At 71.6% G+C, this 18,594-nt stretch carries 10 protein-coding genes; 3 read left to right on the forward strand and 7 right to left on the reverse strand.

The genetic code is table 11. The annotated features are described in order from the left end of the window. Window positions 1-49 precede the first annotated feature (49 nt). Window positions 50-2,446: a Tex family protein gene (locus tag ACH4SI_RS06700; RefSeq protein ID WP_398293324.1), complete on the forward strand. Its 2,397-nt coding sequence runs from the start codon at window positions 50-52 to the stop codon at window positions 2,444-2,446. 304 nt (window positions 2,447-2,750) lie between these two features. Here ACH4SI_RS06700 and ACH4SI_RS06705 read toward each other — a convergent pair whose 3' ends face one another. The 4 genes from ACH4SI_RS06705 to ACH4SI_RS06720 all read right to left on the reverse strand — a co-directional run bounded on the left by ACH4SI_RS06705 (window position 2,751) and on the right by ACH4SI_RS06720 (window position 10,262). After that, complete coding sequence (locus tag ACH4SI_RS06705; RefSeq protein WP_398293326.1) at window positions 2,751-4,388, reverse strand: ABC-F family ATP-binding cassette domain-containing protein; 1,638 nt, start codon at window positions 4,386-4,388, stop codon at window positions 2,751-2,753. 605 nt (window positions 4,389-4,993) lie between these two features. After that, window positions 4,994-6,802, reverse strand: a complete 1,809-nt coding sequence (locus ACH4SI_RS06710) for a BCCT family transporter (RefSeq protein WP_398293328.1) — start codon at window positions 6,800-6,802, stop codon at window positions 4,994-4,996. Window positions 6,803-6,886: 84 nt separating this feature from the next. Beyond that, window positions 6,887-8,218: a M14 family metallocarboxypeptidase gene (locus tag ACH4SI_RS06715; RefSeq protein ID WP_398293330.1), complete on the reverse strand. Its 1,332-nt coding sequence runs from the start codon at window positions 8,216-8,218 to the stop codon at window positions 6,887-6,889. A 79-nt stretch (window positions 8,219-8,297) separates the two neighbouring features. After that, complete coding sequence (locus ACH4SI_RS06720; protein WP_398293332.1) at window positions 8,298-10,262, reverse strand: Xaa-Pro dipeptidyl-peptidase; 1,965 nt, start codon at window positions 10,260-10,262, stop codon at window positions 8,298-8,300. Between the two features lie 188 nt (window positions 10,263-10,450). On the opposite strand from ACH4SI_RS06720, the gene ACH4SI_RS06725 reads away from it, so the two are divergent. Further along, the gene (locus tag ACH4SI_RS06725; protein ID WP_398293334.1) at window positions 10,451-11,935 is read left to right on the forward strand and encodes a M1 family metallopeptidase; all 1,485 of its coding nucleotides are present in this window, start codon (window positions 10,451-10,453) and stop codon (window positions 11,933-11,935) included. A gap of 7 nt (window positions 11,936-11,942) precedes the next feature. On the opposite strand, the gene ACH4SI_RS06730 is transcribed toward ACH4SI_RS06725, so the two are convergent. Together ACH4SI_RS06730 and ACH4SI_RS06735 are read right to left on the reverse strand one after the other, a co-directional pair. Further along, window positions 11,943-12,842 (reverse strand): oxygenase MpaB family protein, encoded by a 900-nt coding sequence (locus ACH4SI_RS06730; protein WP_398293336.1) that lies wholly within the window; start codon window positions 12,840-12,842, stop codon window positions 11,943-11,945. 88 nt (window positions 12,843-12,930) lie between these two features. Then, window positions 12,931-16,686 (reverse strand): glycoside hydrolase family 2 TIM barrel-domain containing protein, encoded by a 3,756-nt coding sequence (locus tag ACH4SI_RS06735; RefSeq protein WP_398293337.1) that lies wholly within the window; start codon window positions 16,684-16,686, stop codon window positions 12,931-12,933. Window positions 16,687-16,886: 200 nt separating this feature from the next. On the opposite strand from ACH4SI_RS06735, the gene ACH4SI_RS06740 reads away from it, so the two are divergent. Then, window positions 16,887-17,645: a MerR family transcriptional regulator gene (locus tag ACH4SI_RS06740; protein WP_398293339.1), complete on the forward strand. Its 759-nt coding sequence runs from the start codon at window positions 16,887-16,889 to the stop codon at window positions 17,643-17,645. Window positions 17,646-17,666: 21 nt separating this feature from the next. Here the strand turns inward: ACH4SI_RS06740 and ACH4SI_RS06745 are convergent, their stop codons facing one another. Further along, complete coding sequence (locus tag ACH4SI_RS06745) at window positions 17,667-18,512, reverse strand: alpha/beta hydrolase (RefSeq protein WP_398293341.1); 846 nt, start codon at window positions 18,510-18,512, stop codon at window positions 17,667-17,669. Window positions 18,513-18,594: the final 82 nt, after the last annotated feature.

The following is an 18,594-nucleotide window of genomic DNA, read 5'->3' on the forward strand; positions in this document are numbered from 1 at the left end:
CCACCTGCCACAATGCAGATGCAGTGCAGACCGAAAGCGGAGCGTGATCGTGACGACGTCCATCGAAGGCAGGATCGCCGAAGAACTCGGCGTACGGGAACGGCAGGTCAAGGCCGCCGTCGAGCTGCTCGACGGCGGCTCCACCGTGCCGTTCATCGCGCGCTACCGCAAGGAAGCGACGGAAATGCTCGACGACGCGCAGCTGCGCTCCCTGGAGGAGCGGCTGCGCTATCTGCGCGAGCTGGAGGAGCGGCGCACCGCGATCCTCGAATCGGTCCGGTCGCAGGGGAAGCTGGACGAGGCGCTGGAGGCGCAGATCCTCGCCGCCGACTCCAAGGCCCGGCTGGAGGACATCTACCTCCCCTACAAGCCGAAGCGCCGCACGAAGGCGCAGATCGCCCGCGAGGCCGGTCTCGAACCGCTCGCCGACGGGCTGCTCGGCGACCCGACCGTGGAGCCCACGGCGGCGGCCGCCGCGTTCGTGGACGCCGAGAAGGGCGTCGCGGACGCCGCCGCCGCGCTGGAGGGAGCGCGGGCGATCCTCACCGAGCGGTTCGGGGAGGACGCCGACCTCATCGGTGAGCTGCGCGAGCGCATGTGGTCGCGCGGCCGGGTCGCCACCAAGGTGCGAGAGGGCAAGGAGGAGGCCGGCGCCAAGTTCGCCGACTACTTCGACTTCGCCGAGCCCTTCACCGAGCTGCCCTCGCACCGGGTGCTGGCGATGTTCCGCGGTGAGAAGGAAGAGGTCCTGGACCTCACCCTGGAGCCGGAGGAGCCCTCCGAGGACCCCGGCCCCACCTCGTACGAGCGGTCCATCGCGCAGCGCTTCGGCATCGCCGACCGCGGGCGCCCGGCCGACAAGTGGCTGGCCGACACCGTGCGGTGGGCCTGGCGCACCCGTGTCCTGGTCCACCTCGGCATCGATCTGCGGCTGCGGCTGCGGCAGGCCGCCGAGGACGAGGCCGTGCGCGTCTTCGCCGCCAACCTCCGCGACCTGCTGCTCGCCGCCCCGGCCGGCACGCGCGCCACGATGGGTCTCGACCCCGGCTTCCGGACCGGCGTGAAGGTGGCCGTCGTCGACGCGACCGGCAAGGTGGCCGCGACCGACACGATCTATCCCCACGTGCCGCGGAACCAGTGGGAGCAGTCCCTGGACCGGCTCGCCAAGCTGGCCCGCGAGCACGACGTCGAGCTGATCGCCATCGGCAACGGCACGGCGTCCCGGGAGACCGACAAGCTCGCGGGCGAGCTGTGCGCCAAGCACCCCGAGCTGAAGCTGACCAAGGTGATGGTCTCCGAGGCGGGCGCCTCCGTGTACTCTGCCTCCGCCTTCGCCTCCCAGGAGCTGCCCGACCTCGACGTCTCGCTGCGCGGTGCGGTGTCGATCGCGCGGCGGCTCCAGGACCCGCTGGCCGAACTGGTCAAGATCGATCCGAAGTCGATCGGGGTCGGTCAGTACCAGCACGATCTGTCCGAGGTGAAGCTGTCACGCTCGCTCGACGCGGTGGTCGAGGACTGTGTGAACGGCGTCGGGGTGGACGTCAACACCGCCTCCGCCCCTCTCCTCAGCCGGGTCTCCGGCATCGGCGCCGGGCTCGCGGAGAACATCGTCACCCACCGCGACACCAACGGGCCCTTCCGCAGCCGCAAGGCCCTCAAGGACGTGGCGCGCCTCGGGCCCAAGGCGTACGAACAGTGCGCGGGCTTCCTCCGCATCCGCGGCGGCGACGACCCGCTGGACGCCTCCAGCGTGCACCCCGAGGCGTATCCGGTGGTGCGCCGCATGATCACCTCGACCGGTGGCGACGTGACGTCGCTCATCGGCAACACGGCCACGCTGCGGTCTCTGCGGCCGGATGACTTCGTGGACGACGCCTTCGGGCTGCCGACCGTCACGGACATCCTGCGGGAGCTGGAGAAGCCGGGCCGCGACCCGCGCCCGGCCTTCAAGACCGCGACCTTCAAGGAAGGTGTCGAGAAGATCGGCGACCTGGCGTCCGGGATGATCCTGGAGGGCGTCGTCACGAACGTGGCCGCGTTCGGGGCGTTCGTGGACGTCGGGGTGCATCAGGATGGGCTGGTGCACGTCTCCGCGATGTCCAAGACGTTCGTCAAGGACCCGCGGGATGTGGTGAAGCCGGGTGACATCGTGCGGGTGAAGGTCCTCGATGTGGACATTCCGCGCAAGCGGATCTCGCTGACGCTGCGGCTGGATGACGAGGCCGGTGGGGGTGGCGGGCGCGCCGAGCGCTCCGACCGCTCCGACCGCTCGGAGCAGGGTGGCGGCGGCCGCCGTTCCGCCCCCAAGCAGCGCCAGGGCGGCGGCGGGCGTGGCGCGCGCGGCGGCGGCCAGCGCGGTGGCGGTGGCCGCGATGCGGCTCCCGCCAACGGGGCGATGGCGGATGCGCTGCGGCGGGCGGGGCTGGTGGATCCCAAGCGGCGGTAGCCGTTGTGGGGGCGGGTGGGTTGTTCCCCACCCCGCCCCTTCCCGAACCGGGGCTCCGCCCCGGACCCCGGTCCTCAAGCGCCGGACGGGCTGGATGTGGTGCAGGTCCGCCCCCGGCCTCCGGTCCGGAGCGCGGCACGGGCTGGATGTGGTGCCGACCCGCCCCCGGCCTCCGGCACGCAGCACAGCACGAGCCGGACGTGGTGCCGACCCGCCCTCGGCCTCCGGTCCGGAGCGCGGCACGGGCTGGGCGTGCGGCCCCCGCTCAGGCCCTGAACCCGAGGTCGCCGGGCGGTCGGCGGGGTCAGGGCTCGGTGATCCGGCCGTCGGACACGTGGAGGCGGCGGGTGGTGTGGACCGCTTCCAGCATGCGGCGGTCGTGGGTGACCAGGAGCAGCGTGCCCTGATAGGAAGCGAGAGCTGACTCCAGTTGCTCGATCGCGGGCAGATCCAGGTGGTTGGTCGGCTCGTCCAGCACCAGCAGGTTGACGCCTCGGGCCTGGAGCAGGGCCAGGGCCGCGCGGGTGCGCTCGCCCGGGGAGAGCGTGGACGCGGGGCGCAGCACATGGGCGGCCTTGAGGCCGAATTTCGCCAGCAGGGTCCGTACGTCCGCGGGCACCATCTCCGGCGCGGCCGCGCCGAAGGCGTCCAGCAGGGACTCGCTGCCGAAGAACAGCGCGCGGGCCTGGTCGACCTCGCCCACCACCACCCCCGGTCCGAGCGACGCATGGCCCTCGTCCAGCGGGAGGCGGCCGAGGAGGGCGGCCAGCAGGGTGGACTTTCCGGAGCCGTTCGCGCCGGTCACCGCGATCCGGTCGGCCCAGTCGACCTGGAGGTCGACCGGGCCGAAGTGGAAGTCTCCGCGCCGGACCTCGGCCCCGCGCAGGGTCGCCACGACCGCGCCCGAGCGCGGTGCCGCGGCGATCTCCATCCGCAGCTCCCACTCCTTCCGCGGTTCCTCGACGGTCTCCAGCCGCTCGATCAGCCGGTCGGTCTGGCGCGCCTTGGCGGCCTGCTTCTCGGTGGATTCGATGCGGGCGTTCCGGGCGATCTTGTCGCCGTCGGGGGCCTTGCGGCGGGCGTTCTTGACGCCCTTCTCCATCCAGGCGCGCTGGGTACGGGCCCGGGCCTCCAGGGTGGCGCGGGTGTCCGCGTACTCCTCGTAGCGTTCGCGGGCGTGGCGCCGGGCGGTCTCCCGCTCCTCCAGGTAGGCGGTGTAGCCACCGCCGATCAGGTTCACCTGCTGCTGGGCCAGGTCGAGTTCGAGGACCTTGTCGACGGTACGGGCCAGGAATTCGCGGTCGTGGCTGACGAGCACCGTACCGGCACGCAGGCCGCCGACGAACGTTTCCAGGCGCTGGAGCCCGTCGAGGTCGAGGTCGTTCGTCGGCTCGTCGAGCAGGAAGACGTCGTACCGGCTGAGCAGCAGCGAGGCGAGACCGGCGCGAGCCGCCTGGCCGCCGGAGAGGGCGGTCATGGGGCGTTCGAGCGAGATGTCGAGCCCGAGGGAGGCGGCGATCTCGTCGGCGCGTTCGTCGAGGTCGGCGGCGCCGAGCGAGAGCCAGCGCTCCAGGGCGACGGCGTACGCGTCGTCCGCGCCGGGTGCGCCGTCCGCGAGCGCCTGGGTGGTCGCGTCGAGGTCGGCCTGTGCGGCGGCCACGCCGGTGCGGCGGGCCAGGAACGCCCGTACGGTCTCCCCCGCCCGGCGCTCGGGCTCCTGCGGAAGGTGGCCGACCGTGGCGTGCGGCGGGCTGATCCGGATGACGCCCTGTTCGGGGTCGGTGAGCCCGGCGAGCAGCCGCAGCAGGGTCGATTTCCCCGCTCCGTTGACCCCGACGAGGCCGATGACCTCGCCCGGGGCGACGACGAGGTCGAGCCCGGAGAAGAGAGGGCGGTCACCGTGTCCGGCGGCCAGGTCCTTGGCGACGAGAGTGGCAGTCATCAGACGCCCGATCCTAGCCGCCGCGCGGGGCCGCGGGCCCGGCGTTTTCGCCCCGGCACAGGGTCGCCCCGCACCACGAGACGGACCCACGGTGCCCCACCCCACCTTGGGAGCATGGGGCCCGGGGGCGCCCCTACCTCCACTCGGCACCCCCACCGAGCGAACCGGGAACCGGGACAGCCCGGTGGTCGGCGACGGCGCGCAGGGAACAGGGCGCGTACACACCCCCACCTGACGGCCGCCGCCTGGCGAACCGGAACCGCAGCAGGGCCGCGGTCGGCGACGGCGGGGAGGGGGTCGGGGTCGCAGGGGTGGGTTTGGTACGTGCCGCCGGGCAGAACGCCGCCGGCGCGCATGGCCGGTACCAGCCCGAAGGTCGCGTACGCGGAGGTCATGCCCCAAGTATTCCCGTATCGGGGCGGCGTCGCCGCGACGCGCCTGCAACGGGAGGAAACCGGAGTGCATACGGGGGCGGGGCCCGCCTCTCGCCGGAGCCCCGCGCCCGGCCGGGAGGGCGCTGGGCCTCGGCCGGGGTCCGGCGAGAAGGCGCGTCGCACCGCGTGTGTGCGGGGTCAACGCGCCCCGTAGGGCGGTGCGGACAGGACCTAGCGGGTTTCGCTCGCCCCGACCCGGTCTTCGTCCGTATGGGCGGTCGAGGTCGAGGAGGTGTCGGCCTCGCCCGTCCCGGCGGCGCCGTCGATGTTCTCGGCGGTGTTCTCGGCCGGGGCGGCCGGGCCGATCCGGATCTCGAAGTCGCCGTCGTACTTCTCGTGTCCGGCGATGACGGCCATCTCGACCGCTTCCTCGCCCCGCTCGCCGCGCACGATCAGCGGGTCGCGGCGCAGGTCCTTCAGCAGGGCCCAGCACAGCCCGACCATCACCAGGGTGAAGGGCGCTGCCACCAGGATCGTCAGGTTCTGCAACCCGGTGAGCGCGTCGGCACCGCCGCCGCCGACGAGCAGCATGACCGCCGCGACGGCGCCCGTGACGACACCCCAGAAGATGACGACGAAGCGGCTCGGCTCGAAGGAGCCCTTCTGCGAGAGGGTGCCCATCACGATCGAGGCCGCGTCCGCGCCGGAGACGAAGAAGATGCCGACGAGGATCATCACGATGACGCTCATGATGCTCGCCATCGGGTACTGCTCGAGCACGCCGAACAGCTGGCCCTCCGGGGTCGTCTCCTTGCCCAGCTTGCCCGCGGCCTGGAGCTTCATGGACGAGCCGCCGAAGATCGCGAACCAGATCAGGCTGACGGTGCTCGGCACCAGGATCACACCGCCGACGAACTGCCGGATGGTACGGCCGCGGCTGATCCGCGCGATGAACATGCCGACGAACGGCGTCCAGGAGATCCACCAGGCCCAGTAGAAGACCGTCCACTTGCTCAGCCAGGTCGCGACCGTCTGGCCGCCGGTCGCCTCGGTACGGCCGACCAGCTGCGGCAGGTCACCGATGTAGCTGCCGATGGAGGTGGGCAGCAGGTCGAGGATGATGATCGTCGGGCCCGCCACGAAGACGAACACGGCCAGGAACAGCGCCAGCACCATGTTGATGTTGGACAGCCACTGGATGCCCTTGGCGACGCCGGAGACGGCGGAGGCGATGAACGCGACCGTCAGCACCGCGATCACGGCGACCAGCAGCCCGGTTCCGACGTCGCTCTTCCAGCCGAGCACCTCGATACCGCTGCCGATCTGCAGCGCGCCGAGCCCGAGGGAGGCGGCGGAGCCGAAGAGGGTGGCGAAGATCGCGAGGATGTCGATGACACGGCCGCCCGCACCGTTGGCGTGCCTGCTGCCGATCAGCGGGGTGAAGACGGCGCTGATGGTCTGGCGGCGGCCACGGCGGAAGGTGCTGTACGCGATGGCGAGGCCCACGACCGCGTAGATCGCCCACGGGTGGAGCGTCCAGTGGAAGAGCGTCGTCGACATGGCGATCTGCATCTTCTCGGCCGCGGTGCCGGGGTCGGTGCCCGGCGGCGGGGTGACGAAGTGCGACAGCGGCTCGCTCACCCCGTAGAACATCAGGCCGATGCCCATGCCCGCGCTGAACATCATCGCGACCCATGAGACGGTCTTGAACTCGGGATCCTCGCCCTCCTTCCCGAGCGTGATCTTGCCGTAGCGGCTCATCGCCAGCCACAGGGCGAAGATCACAAACCCGGTCGCGGCGAGGATGAACGCCCACCCACCGTTGTGGATCAGCCCGGACAGCATGCTGTCCGAGATGTCTTCGAGCGCGCCCGTGAACAGGCACCCCCAGAGCACGAACGCGAGGGTGAGCCCGGCGGATACGCCGAAGACCACGCGGTCGGTCTGGGGAGCCGGCGTCGGGTCGGGACTGCCGGGAAGGTCTGCCGTGACCGGAGGGTCGTTTCCTACGTCCCCCGTGGCCTTCTGTGTCTCCGTCACGCATGAACCTTTCACTGGGTTTAATGGGTCGACGATGCGGCTACCCACTAGTCGGAGACGTATGTCAGCACGACTCCCGCCGTGTCAGCACGTGTTCACGGGTTGACCTGCGGTCAGGTGATACGCGGCGCGGCCGTCGAGCAGCAGCGGGACGAGGGCCCGCAGCGGCTGACGCAGCGATACGAAGACGTCGCCTCCGGCGCCGCGGAGCGCCCGGACACGTATGCCGTGCAGGGCCAGTTCGTCCCGTACGTCGGCGTACTGGGCGGCGTCCAGCCGGTAGCCGCACGGCGGGTCCTGGAGGATGGCACCGTCCTCGGCCGGGTCGTTGTCCGCGCCGCCGAGGTACACCGGGCCCCGGTCCGCGTACCCGGAGAGCCGGGCCGCGGTCGTGGCGGCCTCGATCTGCGGACGCCGCTCCTTCACGAAGTCGAACGCACCCTTCAGCGCGGCGAGTTGGGAGCCCACCCGGCGCTTGTTGTTGACGGCGGGGTCGGCCTTCTCGGCATCGGTGAGCGGATCGACGCGGGTCTCGACGAGCTGCCCGACGCTGTTCTTGACCCCGGCGGTGTTCCGCAGGATGCGCTCCTGGCCGTCGCCCGCCACCTGTTTGATGGGATCGCCGGTCCCGGGGTCGGTCCATATGCCGTAGACGCCGGTGGAGAAGCCCGCGGCCTCGGCGCGCGGGCGCACGTAAGCGTCGGAGAGGGTGCGCGCCTCGCGGTGCACGGGGTCGGCGGTGTTGAGGTTGCGCGGCCACAGGGCCAGCAGGTCCTTCATGTAGTACGGGACGGTGGCCCCGTACTCGTGCAGGTCGTACACGGTGTCCGGGCGCCAGTCGCGGAAGACGCGGGCCATGGCGCGGGACTCGGCGGTGGTGAGTGCGATGTGGTCGCGGTTGATGTCCGTGCCCGCGGAGTTGCCGCGGGTGTCGGCGGCCCGGCCGTCGGGGTTGGCGGTGGGCACGACGAGGACGTTCGTACGCTCCAGGAAGCGGCGGGTCCCCGGGTCCTTGGCGTAGGCGAGGTCGCGGATGGTGGTCAGGCATGCCTCGCGGCCTGACGGCTCGTCACCGTGCTGGGAGCAGATGAGCATCAGGGAGTTTCCGCGTGCGGCCCGGGCGGCGTCGTCGGGCGCCGCGGGGGCGCCGATCCGCACCAGGTTGAGGGGGCGTCCCTGCGCGGTGGTGCCGATGGTGTCCACGGCGACGCGCGCACTGGCCTTGTCGACGGCCGCGAGGAAGCCCGCCTCCTCGCCCTGCGTCGTCCAGCGCGCGCCCTGGCTGGTCTCGAATCCGGTGCGCGGTGGCGCTCCCGGCTCGGCCCGTGCGGGCGCGGCCAGGAGCGATCCGGTGAGCAGCGCGCCGAGCGCGCCGCAGGTGACGGCGGAACGGATGAGGGGCGCGGGTGAGAACACGGTGCGGACCTCCGGTGACGAGGGACGGGGTGCCTGGTGAGGCGCCCGGGCGTCGCGCGGGCGCCTCACCGGGTTGGGTTCAGCGCAGGGGCAGGGGCGATGCGACGTGCGGGGTGCGGACGCCGCGCAGACGCTTCGGGGCGGCCTCGGGCGCCGCGCCTTCGGCCTTCAGGGCGCCGGCCAGCGGGAGGCGGGCCGAGGTGCGAGGGAGGTCGAGGGTCAACCGGGGCGTGGTGGTGGGCGGTTCGAGGAGTCCGGCGTCCGTACCGGCGATGATCAGGCCCAGCCGGTGGCCCGCCGGGATCACATGGTCGGTGGCGGCCAGGTCGAGGGTGAGGGTGTACGGCTTGCCGGGGGTCAGCGGGCGGCCCTTGCGGCCGTCGCCGTAGTGGCCGAGGTCGGCCCAGCCTCGGCTGAAGACGGTGTAGTCGACGGGCTTGGTGTCGGCCGCGGTCACCTTGAAGCAGGCGCTGTCGCCCGCCGTGCTGCTCCCCCAGCAGGTGCGGTCCTCCAGGGTGACGATGCCTTCGCCGTCCGCGCCGTAGTCGCGGATGGTGTCCGGGCCGAGATCGACCAGGACCGCGCTCAGACGGGCGCTGGTGGTGGAGGGGGTGGCGGTGACCGTCACGGTGCCGGAGCCGGACAGCCGCAGGTCCCGGGTCAGCGGCCGCGTGGTGAAGCCCGCCTTGGCGGGGGTCGGCCGGTCGATGTCGGCGGCCCAGTCGGTCTCGCTCAGCCGGGGGTCGTCGGTGAAGGCCGCGACTGAGCCGGGCCTGGCGCGCTCGGTGCCGAGGACGCCCACCCCGGGAGTCTCCCCCGTGCTCGGCCGCAGGGTGGTCTGCCGGGTGCCGGACGGGGGCCAGACGCGGTCGGTGGACCACTGGTCGGGGGTGCGCTCGATGTCGGCCATGGGGGTGCGCTCGATGTCGTTGTCGAGGCCGAGGAGGTAGTGGTCGAACCAGCGGTGCAGCGTCTTCACCCACTCCCCGCGCCGGAAGTCGAACGGGTCGACGTGTCCGGTCTGCGACAGCCAGATCTTGCGCTCCACGCCCGCGTCGGCGAGCGCGTTCCACCACTGGCCGAGGTGCTTGGTGCGGACGTTGAGGTCCTGCATGCCGTGGACGGCGAAGACGCTGGCGCGCACCTTGCCCGCGTCGGGGACGTAGTCGCGCGCGCTCCACAGGCCGGTCCAGTCGCCGGTGCGCGGGGCGCCGTCGACGAGACGTTTCTGTACGGCGGCGCAGCGCCCGTGCGCGGCGTCGCTCTCGATGTTGTCGGCCAGCCCGTCGGGGCCGGAGCCGAAGAGGGCGGCGCCCTTGGCGAAGTAGTAGTCGTACCAGGAGGAGATGGCGCCGATGGGCACGATGGTCTTCAGGCCCTTGACGCCGGTGGCGGCGACGCCGTTGGCGATGGTGCCGTCGTAGCTCTTGCCGATCATGCCGGTGCGGCCGTCTGTCCAGGACGCCGTGACGGGCTTGCCGCCCGCCGGGGCGCTGTATCCGGTGGCGCGGCCGTTCAGCCAGTCCACGACGGCCTTGGCGGACTGGATGTCGGAGCGGCCGCCGACGTCGACGCAGCCGTCGGAGCGGTTGGTTCCGGCGAGGTCGACGAGGACGGTGGCATAGCCGCGCGGGACGAAGTAGTTGTCGTAGAAGAGCGGGAACCGGACCGGTTTGCCGCCCGCGTCATAGGTCTTGGTCTGGCTCTCGTTGCCGCGTCCGCAGCAGGAGTAGTACGGACTGGCGTCCATGATCACAGGGATTTTGCGACCCTGCCGGGCGGGCTCGCGCGGCCGCACGATGTCGACGGCGACCCGGTCGGTCCTGCCGTCCCCGTCGCCGTCGAGCTTCGTGTCCACCCATACGGATTCGCGTACGGCGTCGTCGTACGAATAGACGGGTCTGCTCTCCCGGACCGTGGCCGCGTGGGCCGGTGAGGTGCCGAGGGGAGACAGCGGTAAGAGGGTGGCGGCCACCAGTGCGGTGACCGCCGGGACGAGGTGCCTGGCCCAGTGGATGCGGGGTTTCCGCCTACGTAGCAGCACGGCCGGACGTTAGCGCGAGTGAACTCCTGTGCAGAAGAGGGCGGACGGCGCGGCGTCCTGATCAATGAGGCGGGGCCCGTGTGGCGGCTGGATGTCGATTGCATGTCAGATCACGGATGGACGGGAAGTGCGCACAGGGAGTACATAGAGTCGCGAGTGATCGTTCTCCCCTACGAGTTGGAGGACTCGTGCGTCACCACAAGCTCATCGTCCCGAGCGCGGCCGCGGCCTGCCTGCTGCTGGCGATCCCGGCCTTGGCGGCCGAACCGACGCCCGGCGCGCCCGGCATCGGGGACTCCTACTACCCGTCGTACGGCAACGGGGGCTACGACGTCTCCCACTACGACCTGCGGCTGAAGTACCAGCCGAAGACGGACGGGCTGGAGGGCACGGCGACGATCGTCGCCACCGCCAAGCAGGACCTGTCCCGGTTCAACCTCGACTTCGCGCTCGATGTGCGCGAGGTGCTGGTGGGCGGGAAGAAGGCGGCGTTCGCGAAGACCGGCGACCACGAGCTGGAGATCACCCCCTCCGCGGCGCTCGACTCCGGCCGCCCGTTCACCGTCGTGGTGCGCTACAGCGGTACGCCGTCGAAGGTGGAGGCGGGCGGGTTCACCAGCTGGCAGCGGACACCGGACGGCGGGGTCGCGGCCAATGAGCCGGAGTCGGCGTGGTGGTGGTTCCCGAGCAACGACCATCCGCTGGACAAGGCCACGTACGACGTCTCGGTCGCGGTGCCGGACGGTACGCAGGCCATCAGCAACGGCATCCTGACGTCCAGCAGCTCGCGGCTGGGCTGGACCCGCTACAACTGGCGCTCTGCCAAGCCCCAGGCCACCTATCTGGCCACGCTCGCGGTCGGCAAGTTCGACATCACGACGGACACCACCGCGAACGGGCTGCCCGTGATCAACGCCTACAGCAAGGACCTCGGCGACAACGCGGGCGCGGCGCGGGCCAGCATCGAGCGGACGGGCGAGATCGCCGACTGGGAGTCCACGGTCTTCGGCCCGTACCCCTTCGAGGCGCTGGGCGGCTATGTGCCGAACGTGTCCGCCGGATTCGCGCTGGAGACCCAGACCCGGCCCTTCTACGGACCGAAGAAGTTCGCCAAGGGCTCGAACGTGTCGGTGGTCGTGCACGAGCTGGCCCACCAGTGGTTCGGCGACAGCGTCTCGCTGAAGGACTGGCGCGACATCTGGATCAACGAGGGCTTCGCGAGCTACGCGCAGTGGCTGTGGTCGGAGAAGGAGGGCGAGGGCACGGCGCAGGAGCTGGCGGACTACACGTACGCCTCCTACCCGGCCGACGACCCGTTCTGGAAGGTCGAGCCGGGCGACCCGGGCGCGGCGAACCAGTTCCACGAGGCGGTGTACGACCGGGGCGCGCTGGCCCTCCAGGCCCTGCGGAACCGCGTCGGCGACAAGGCGTTCTTCGCGATCCTGAAGGGCTGGACGACGGAGCACCGGTACGGCAACGCCTCGGTGAAGGACTTCGTGGCCTACGCCGAGAAGGTGTCCGGGAAGCCCCTCGCCGCGTTCTTCGACGCCTGGCTGTTCACCCCGTCGAAGCCGGGGGCGACGCAGGCGAAGGCGGCGGAGCTGAGCCCGGCCGGGGCGCCGGCGCGGCCGAAGTCCTGGCAGCGGATCCAGGCGGCGCACTCCGAGCGGTGACGCGGCGTCAGCCGTCCCCGGCCCGCTGAGCGGCCGGGGACGGGCCCTTGTGGCGCGCGGCGCGGCGTGCCTCGCGGGCCACCGGGAGGTACCGCCACCGCTCCGGCAGCAGCGGCACCACCACCCGCACGGCGAGGCCGAACCGGCGCAGCCGCCGCTCCCGCGCCGCCGTCCACGGCAGCCCGATCGCCTCGCGCGCGTCCGGCGGCATCAGCCCGACGGTGAGGAACGCCCGCAGCCGGGCGAACGGCGACACGAGGACCGGCCAGGCGGCGCGCAGCGCCAGCCGCACGGGCCACGGGCCCCGGTCGGGCGGCGGCAGGGAGCGGTCGACCGTGACCAGCTCCCGTACGACGGCCGTCGCCTCCAGCTCCTCGCGCAGTACCCGCCGGTAGTACGGCCAGAACTCCTCGACCGTCGGCGGCATGTCCCGGTCCTCGATGCCGAGGACCCGGCCGACCCGGAGCAGCTCCGCGTAGAGCTGCCGCTCCTCCGCCCCGGTGAAGGGGCGGCGGCCCAGGTGGCGCTGGGCCTGGAGGTAGGCGGGGAAGGCGGTGGCGTGCACCCAGGCGTAGAGTGCGGGATCCAGCGCACGGTACGGGCGCCCGTGCGCGTCGGTGCCCCGGATGGTCTCGTGGACCTTGCGCAGCCGGCGGCCCTCCTCGGCCGCGTCGTCCCTCCCGCCGTACATCCACAGCTGCACCGAGCGCAGCGACCGCTCGCCGCGCCCCCACGGGTCGGTGCGGAAGGCGGAGTGCTGGTCCACGCCCGCCCCGACGCCCGGGTGCGCCACCTGCAGGGCCGTGGCGGCGGGCAGGGCGAGCACGCTGCGTATGTCGCCCGCGATGGACCACAGGATGCCGCCGACGGGCGGCGGCTCCGGCGCGTTCCGGTGTGTGGTGCTCATGCTTCCATCGTCACGCGCGCCCCCGGAGTGCGGAAAACACGCCGATGCCCGGGCGGTGGCCCGGGCATCGGCTGTGGTGCGGTCGCGGTCAGTCCGTCGCGAGCGGCCGGAGCGTCACCGAGTAGTCGTAACGCTTGTCGGCCTTGACCCGGTACTGGTCGCGCACCGGGTTCGGGGTGTCGCCGACACCGGTGACGGCGTGGTCGGCGTGCAGGGTGTTCCAGCCGTCGTTGCGCTTCAGGAAGTGCGGGTAGGCGGCCCGGTCGAGGTCGTCGTACGCGCTGGCGCCCACCTCCAGGTCGCCCGAGACCAGCAGCCCGCCGCCGCGGCCGTCGGTGAGCGAGGCCCAGCGCACGTCGTCGTGGTTGCCGTGGTCCTGAGGCTTGAGGTACTCGACGTACTGGTCCTCGACGGAGGAGGACCATACGCCCATGGGCGTGCCGTCCTTGCGGTCGTTGACGTTCTCGACCGGTCCGCGGCCGTACCACCGGAACGTGTCGTACCGCTCCGGCACCCTCAGCTGCATGCCCACCCGCGGCAGGTACGACAGCTCGGCGGCCTCGTCGCGCGCCTGGACCTGGTGCCGGATGCCGATCTCCCCGGAGCCGTCGACGCGGTACGTCATGGTCTGGTCGAAGGACGCGTTGGTCGCCTCCGGAGGGGTCACGGTGGTGGTGAAGGCGACGGTGACCGTGCCGTCGTCGCCCGGGGTCACGTTCATGCCGACGACGGTGGCGCGCAGCCGGTCGAGGCCGAGGGCGCGCCACTGCTTGCCCTCCGCGGTGCCCCATTCGGAGCGTTCGTTGCTGATCGGGGCGCGCCAGACGTCGAGTTCGGGGCCGGACGTGATCAGTTCGCGGCCGCCCGCGCGCATCGACGTGAGCGTGCCCTTCTTCTTGTCGAACGTGTAGCGGAAGTCCTTGCCGGTGACCTCGACGGTGTCGCCCTTGACGGACGAGGTGGCCTTGGTGCCGCTCGTACGGGTCGGCTCCGGCTCGGGGACCTTGTCCCCGCCGACGGCGAACTGCCCGAAGGAGACCACGTGTCCGGCCTTGGCCCAGTCGGTGTCGTGGGCGGTCACCGCCTGGACGGTGAGGTAGCGCTCGTAGCCGCCCGGGTTCGCGGGCGGGGCGGGCAGCTGGACCTCTTCGCTCGCGTCGGGCCCGACGTCCAGGGCGCGGGTTCCGCTCGCGACGGTTTTGGCGCCCTCGGTCACCTTCCAGCGCAAGCGTAGATCGGACGTTCCGGTGAAGACGCGCTCGTTGGTGACCTTGACCTTGCCGCCGCGGGCGTCGGCGTCGGTGATCCGGATCGGCGCCTGCACCCAGGCGAGCTGGGCGGTCTCCGGCTCCGGCTTGCGGTCGGCGGTGACCAGGCCGTCGACGCCGGATTCGTAGAGGCCGTAACTGAGGTAGTCGCCCTTGCGCTGGAAGGTGTCGAAGTCCAGGGCGATCAGGGCGTCCCGCTTCGGGTCGTCACCGGCGGCGAGCCGGGCCGCGCCGAGCGCCTTGCCGTAGACGCGGACCTGGTCGATGGTGCCCTTGGCGGTGCGTCCGGGGTAGCCGTCCTCCATCGTGTCGGCGTTGCGGCCGACGCCGAGGTCGTAGCCGGTGTAGTCGATACGCCCGCTCCACTCGGTCTCGGCGAGCTGTTTGCCGTCGACGTAGAGGCGCAGGCGCTCACCGTCGTAGACGCCGGTGACGCGGTGCCAGGCGCCGGTCCAGCCCTCGGGGACGTCCGCGGTCACCGTGCGGGGCTTGCCCCCGCTGGTGATCGTGAACTCCAGGGTGTCGGCGTCCTTCATCCGCAGCACGTACTGGTCACCCTTGCTGACCATGGTGAAGTCGCCGGTGAACGGCTCGGCGGGCTTGACCTGGGCGTCGAGGGTGACCGCCTTGCCGGTCAGGTCGAGCGAGGGGTCGCGGTAGGTCTCGACGAAGTCGTCGAGACCGGACAGATACAGCGCCTTGCCGCTGCGGCCGTCCACGACCTTCGGCTTGCCGGACAGGCCGACGACGATGCGGTTGCCGGAGGAGTCGGGGGTGGTGATCAGGGGGCGCTTGATGTTCTGCTCGGCCCAGTCCCAGATGAAGCCGCCCTGGGCCCTGGGGTATTTCCGCATGACCTCCCAGAACTCGCGGAAGTTGCCGAGGCTGTTGCCCATCGCGTGCGCGTATTCGCCCATCACGATCGGCTTGGTGAAGGTCTTGGCCTTCTCTTCGAGCTTGGCGGGCGTGGGGTAGCGGGGGCCCGCGATGTCGGCGAAGGGCGCGTCGCCGTCGGGCCGGTTGGGCTGGTGGTAGAGCGGCCGGGTCGGCTCGTTCTTCTTGGTCCACTCGGCCATGGCGTAGTGCGCCTTGCCGAGCCCGGCCTCGTTGCCGGTGTCCCACATGATGACGCTGGGGTGGTTCTTGTCCCGCTCGACCATGCCCTGGTGGCGCTCCAGGAACGCCTTCTGCCACTCGGGCTTCTCGGCGAGGCAGCGGTCCGGGCAGTCCTCGAAGCTGTGGGTCTCGACCTCCATCTCGTCGTCGATGAGGATGCCCTCGCGGTCGGCGAGTTCGTAGAGGTACGGGTCCGAGGGGTAGTGGGAGGTGCGGATCGCGTTGACGTTCAGCCGCTTCATCAGCCGTACGTCCTGCTCCATGCGCTCCCGGGTGGCGTGCCGGCCCGTGGTGGGGTCGGTCTCGGCGCGGTTGACGCCCCGTATGAGGATGCGCTTGCCGTTGAGCGTGAGCTGCTTGTCCTTGACCTCGACCTCGCGGAAGCCGACGCTCTGCCCGACGGTCTGTGTCGCCTTGCCGTCGGCGTCGCGCAGCGTGAGTTCGAGCTGGTACAGGTTCGGCGTCTCGTCGGACCACTTGGCGGGGTTCTTCACCTCCGCCGTCAGCTCGGCCTTGCCGTCCGCCTCCTCGGCGGACAGCCGCCGCACCTCGCGGCCGCGCGGGTCGTACAGCACGCCCGTGACCCGCTGCTTGCCCTCGTCAGCCCCCTCGGCGCGCGCGATGTCGACCTCGGTGCGCAGCGTGGCGTCCCGGTAGTCGGCGTCGAGGTCGGTGGTGACGTACGCGTCCTCGATCCGGGTCTTGGGGGTGGAGTACAGCGACACCGAGCGGAAGATGCCCGCGAAGCGCCACTGGTCGTAGTCCTCCAGGTACGAGCCCGCGCTCCAGCGGTGCAGCTGGACGGCGACGCGGTTGTGGCCGGGCCGCAGATAGTCGGTCACGTCGAACTCGGCGGGGACGTAGCCGCCCTGGTCGTAGCCGACGTACCGGCCGTTGACCCAGACGAACGCGCCGGAGGTCATCCCGTCGAAGCGGAGCACCTGGCGCCGCCCGTCCCAGCTTCGGGGCACCTGGACGTCCTTGAGGTACGCCCCGGTGGGGTTGACGTCGTGCGGGACGTTCGGGGGGTCCTCGGGCACCATCTCGCCGTCGATGTTGCGGAAGATCGGGTGGTCGAGGTCGTCGGTCTGCCAGGTGTGCGGGACCTTCACGCGCTGGAATCCCTGGGAAGAGGACGCGTCGTAGTCCTCCTTCCAGAAGCCCTCGGGGGCGTCCTCGGGCTTGTCGGCGAGGGCGAAGCGCCAGCTGCCGTCGAGGCTGCGCTGCCACTTCTCCGCGTCGGGACCGACCGGCTTCAGCCGGGTGTGCGGGGGCTCCTGGCCCTCACCGGTCTTCTCCGGATTCTCGAGGTAACTGTGCACATCGGCGGGGAACTTGCCCGCGTCCGGCGCTCTTCCGGCGGCGCTGTCCGCCGTGGTGAGGGCGGCTCCGAGGGCGGTGGCCATGGCGGCCACCACCGCGATCAGCCGTGCGCCGTACCTGTCGCGTACCGTGCCCAATCCGACTTCACCTCACATATTCGCAAGAAAACGAACAGAGCTGAACAGCGATGCACGCTATGGGCCGGGTAAAGAGAGCGTCAACGGTGCGGACGGATCTCTGTGCGATCGGATAAGGCCGGAAGGTTTCACAGTGATGATGAGACAGCAATACTGATGCACCCGATCAGGCAGCACAGCGGAGAGCGAGGCGCGCGCCGATGACCACCCCTGACAGCGAGGGGCCGACCAGCGAGGAACCGACCCTCACCATCGACGAGCTGGCGGCCCGGGCCGGGGTGACCGTCCGCACGATCCGCTTCTACGGCACCCGTGGACTGCTTCCGCCGCCCGCCATCGGCCCGCGCCGGGTGGGGCACTACGGGCCCGGGCACCTGTCGCGGCTCGCCCTGATCGAGGAGTTGCAGCACCACGGCATGACCCTGTCCGCCATCGAGCGCTATCTGGGACAGCTCCCGGCGGACCTGAGCGCCGACGATCTCGCCATCCACCGCGCCCTCGTCGCCTCCTGGGCCCCCGAGGCGCCCGAGGAGGCGACCCGTGAGCAGCTGGCCCGGCGCGCGGGGCGCGACCTGTCGGACGAGGACATCGACCGGCTGGCCGCCCTCCACGCGCTGGAGCGCACGGACCGGCCGGACGTCTTCCGCGTCGACCCCGGAGTGCTGCATCTGGGCCTGCGGCTGCTGGACATCCCGATCGACCTGGAGACGATACTGGCGGCCCATACGGTCGTCCTGGAGCACAGCCGATCCGTGGCCCGCGAGCTGGGCCGGCTCTTCCGCGACGAGGTGTGGGGCCCGGAGCGGGAGCCGGAGTGCTGCGGCGGGGCGGAGCGGGTGGCGGCGAAGAAGTCGCTGTCGGCGGACATGCAGCCGCTGGTGGTGCAGGCGCTGGTGATCGCGTTTCAGCGGTCGATGAAGCAGGAGCTGCGGGCCTGGTACGGGACGGACGCCGGCTGAGCCTTCTACGACCGTGTGCTCTCAGTCCCCTACGAGGGCGGCCGCCAGCTCGGCCGGGCGGATGGCGAACGGCGCATGGCCACCCGGCAGCGTCCGCACGGCGAAGGGGTGGTCCGGCATCGCCGCGTCGGCCTCCGCGATCATCAGGTCCTGCATGGCGGGTGTGAGGGCATGGTCCTCGGCACACCGGAGATACGTCCGCGGGATACGGCCCCACCGCTCCCGGGTCAGGGCGACCGGGGTGGTCGGTATCGCGAACGGCAGATCGGGGCTCAGCGCGTGGCGCCAGCGGGCGAAGGACCCGGCGGGGACGTCCTGGTAGTACGTCAGCCGCAGCTCCTCCGCGTACTCCGGGTCGGTGGACAGCGGGTTGACGCGGAACGCGCCGATGGCCTCCGGGTCGCCCACCATCAGCCCCCGGCCGCGGGCGGTCGCGGTCTGCTCCGGGGCCGCCATGTAGTCGGCGAAGCGAGGGCGTCCGGCGGGCACGACGGACGCCAGGTAAACCAGCTCGTCGACGAGTTCGGGAGCCCGCTCCGCGGCCAGGGAGGCGGAGACGCCGCCGGCGCTGTGCGAGACGAGGACGACCCTGCGGTGGCCGCGCACCGCGCGCAGCGCCGAGACGACGGCCCCGGCGCACTCCTCCAGGGTCAGCCCGGCCAGCGCGGACTTCTCGGTGGCGAAACCCGGCTGGCCGGGGTCGTGATAGCCCGAGGGCACCGGTGCGTCGAAGCCGTGCCCCGGCAGGTCGACCGCGAGGCTCAGCGCCCCGAGCCCGGCCAGCGCGCGCTGGGTGGACGCCCACTGCCAGGAGGAGTGCCAGGCGCCGTGGACCAATACGTACATGGTGGGTTGATCATTGTTCATGGGGACAGTCCACCCGGTCGGCACGGCGCGATGCACCCCCATATCTCGCCATAGCTGCGCCGATATCCGCCGGATATCGGCG

The organism is Streptomyces sp. NPDC021212, from assembly GCF_044332925.1.
Lineage (GTDB): Bacteria > Actinomycetota > Actinomycetes > Streptomycetales > Streptomycetaceae > Streptomyces.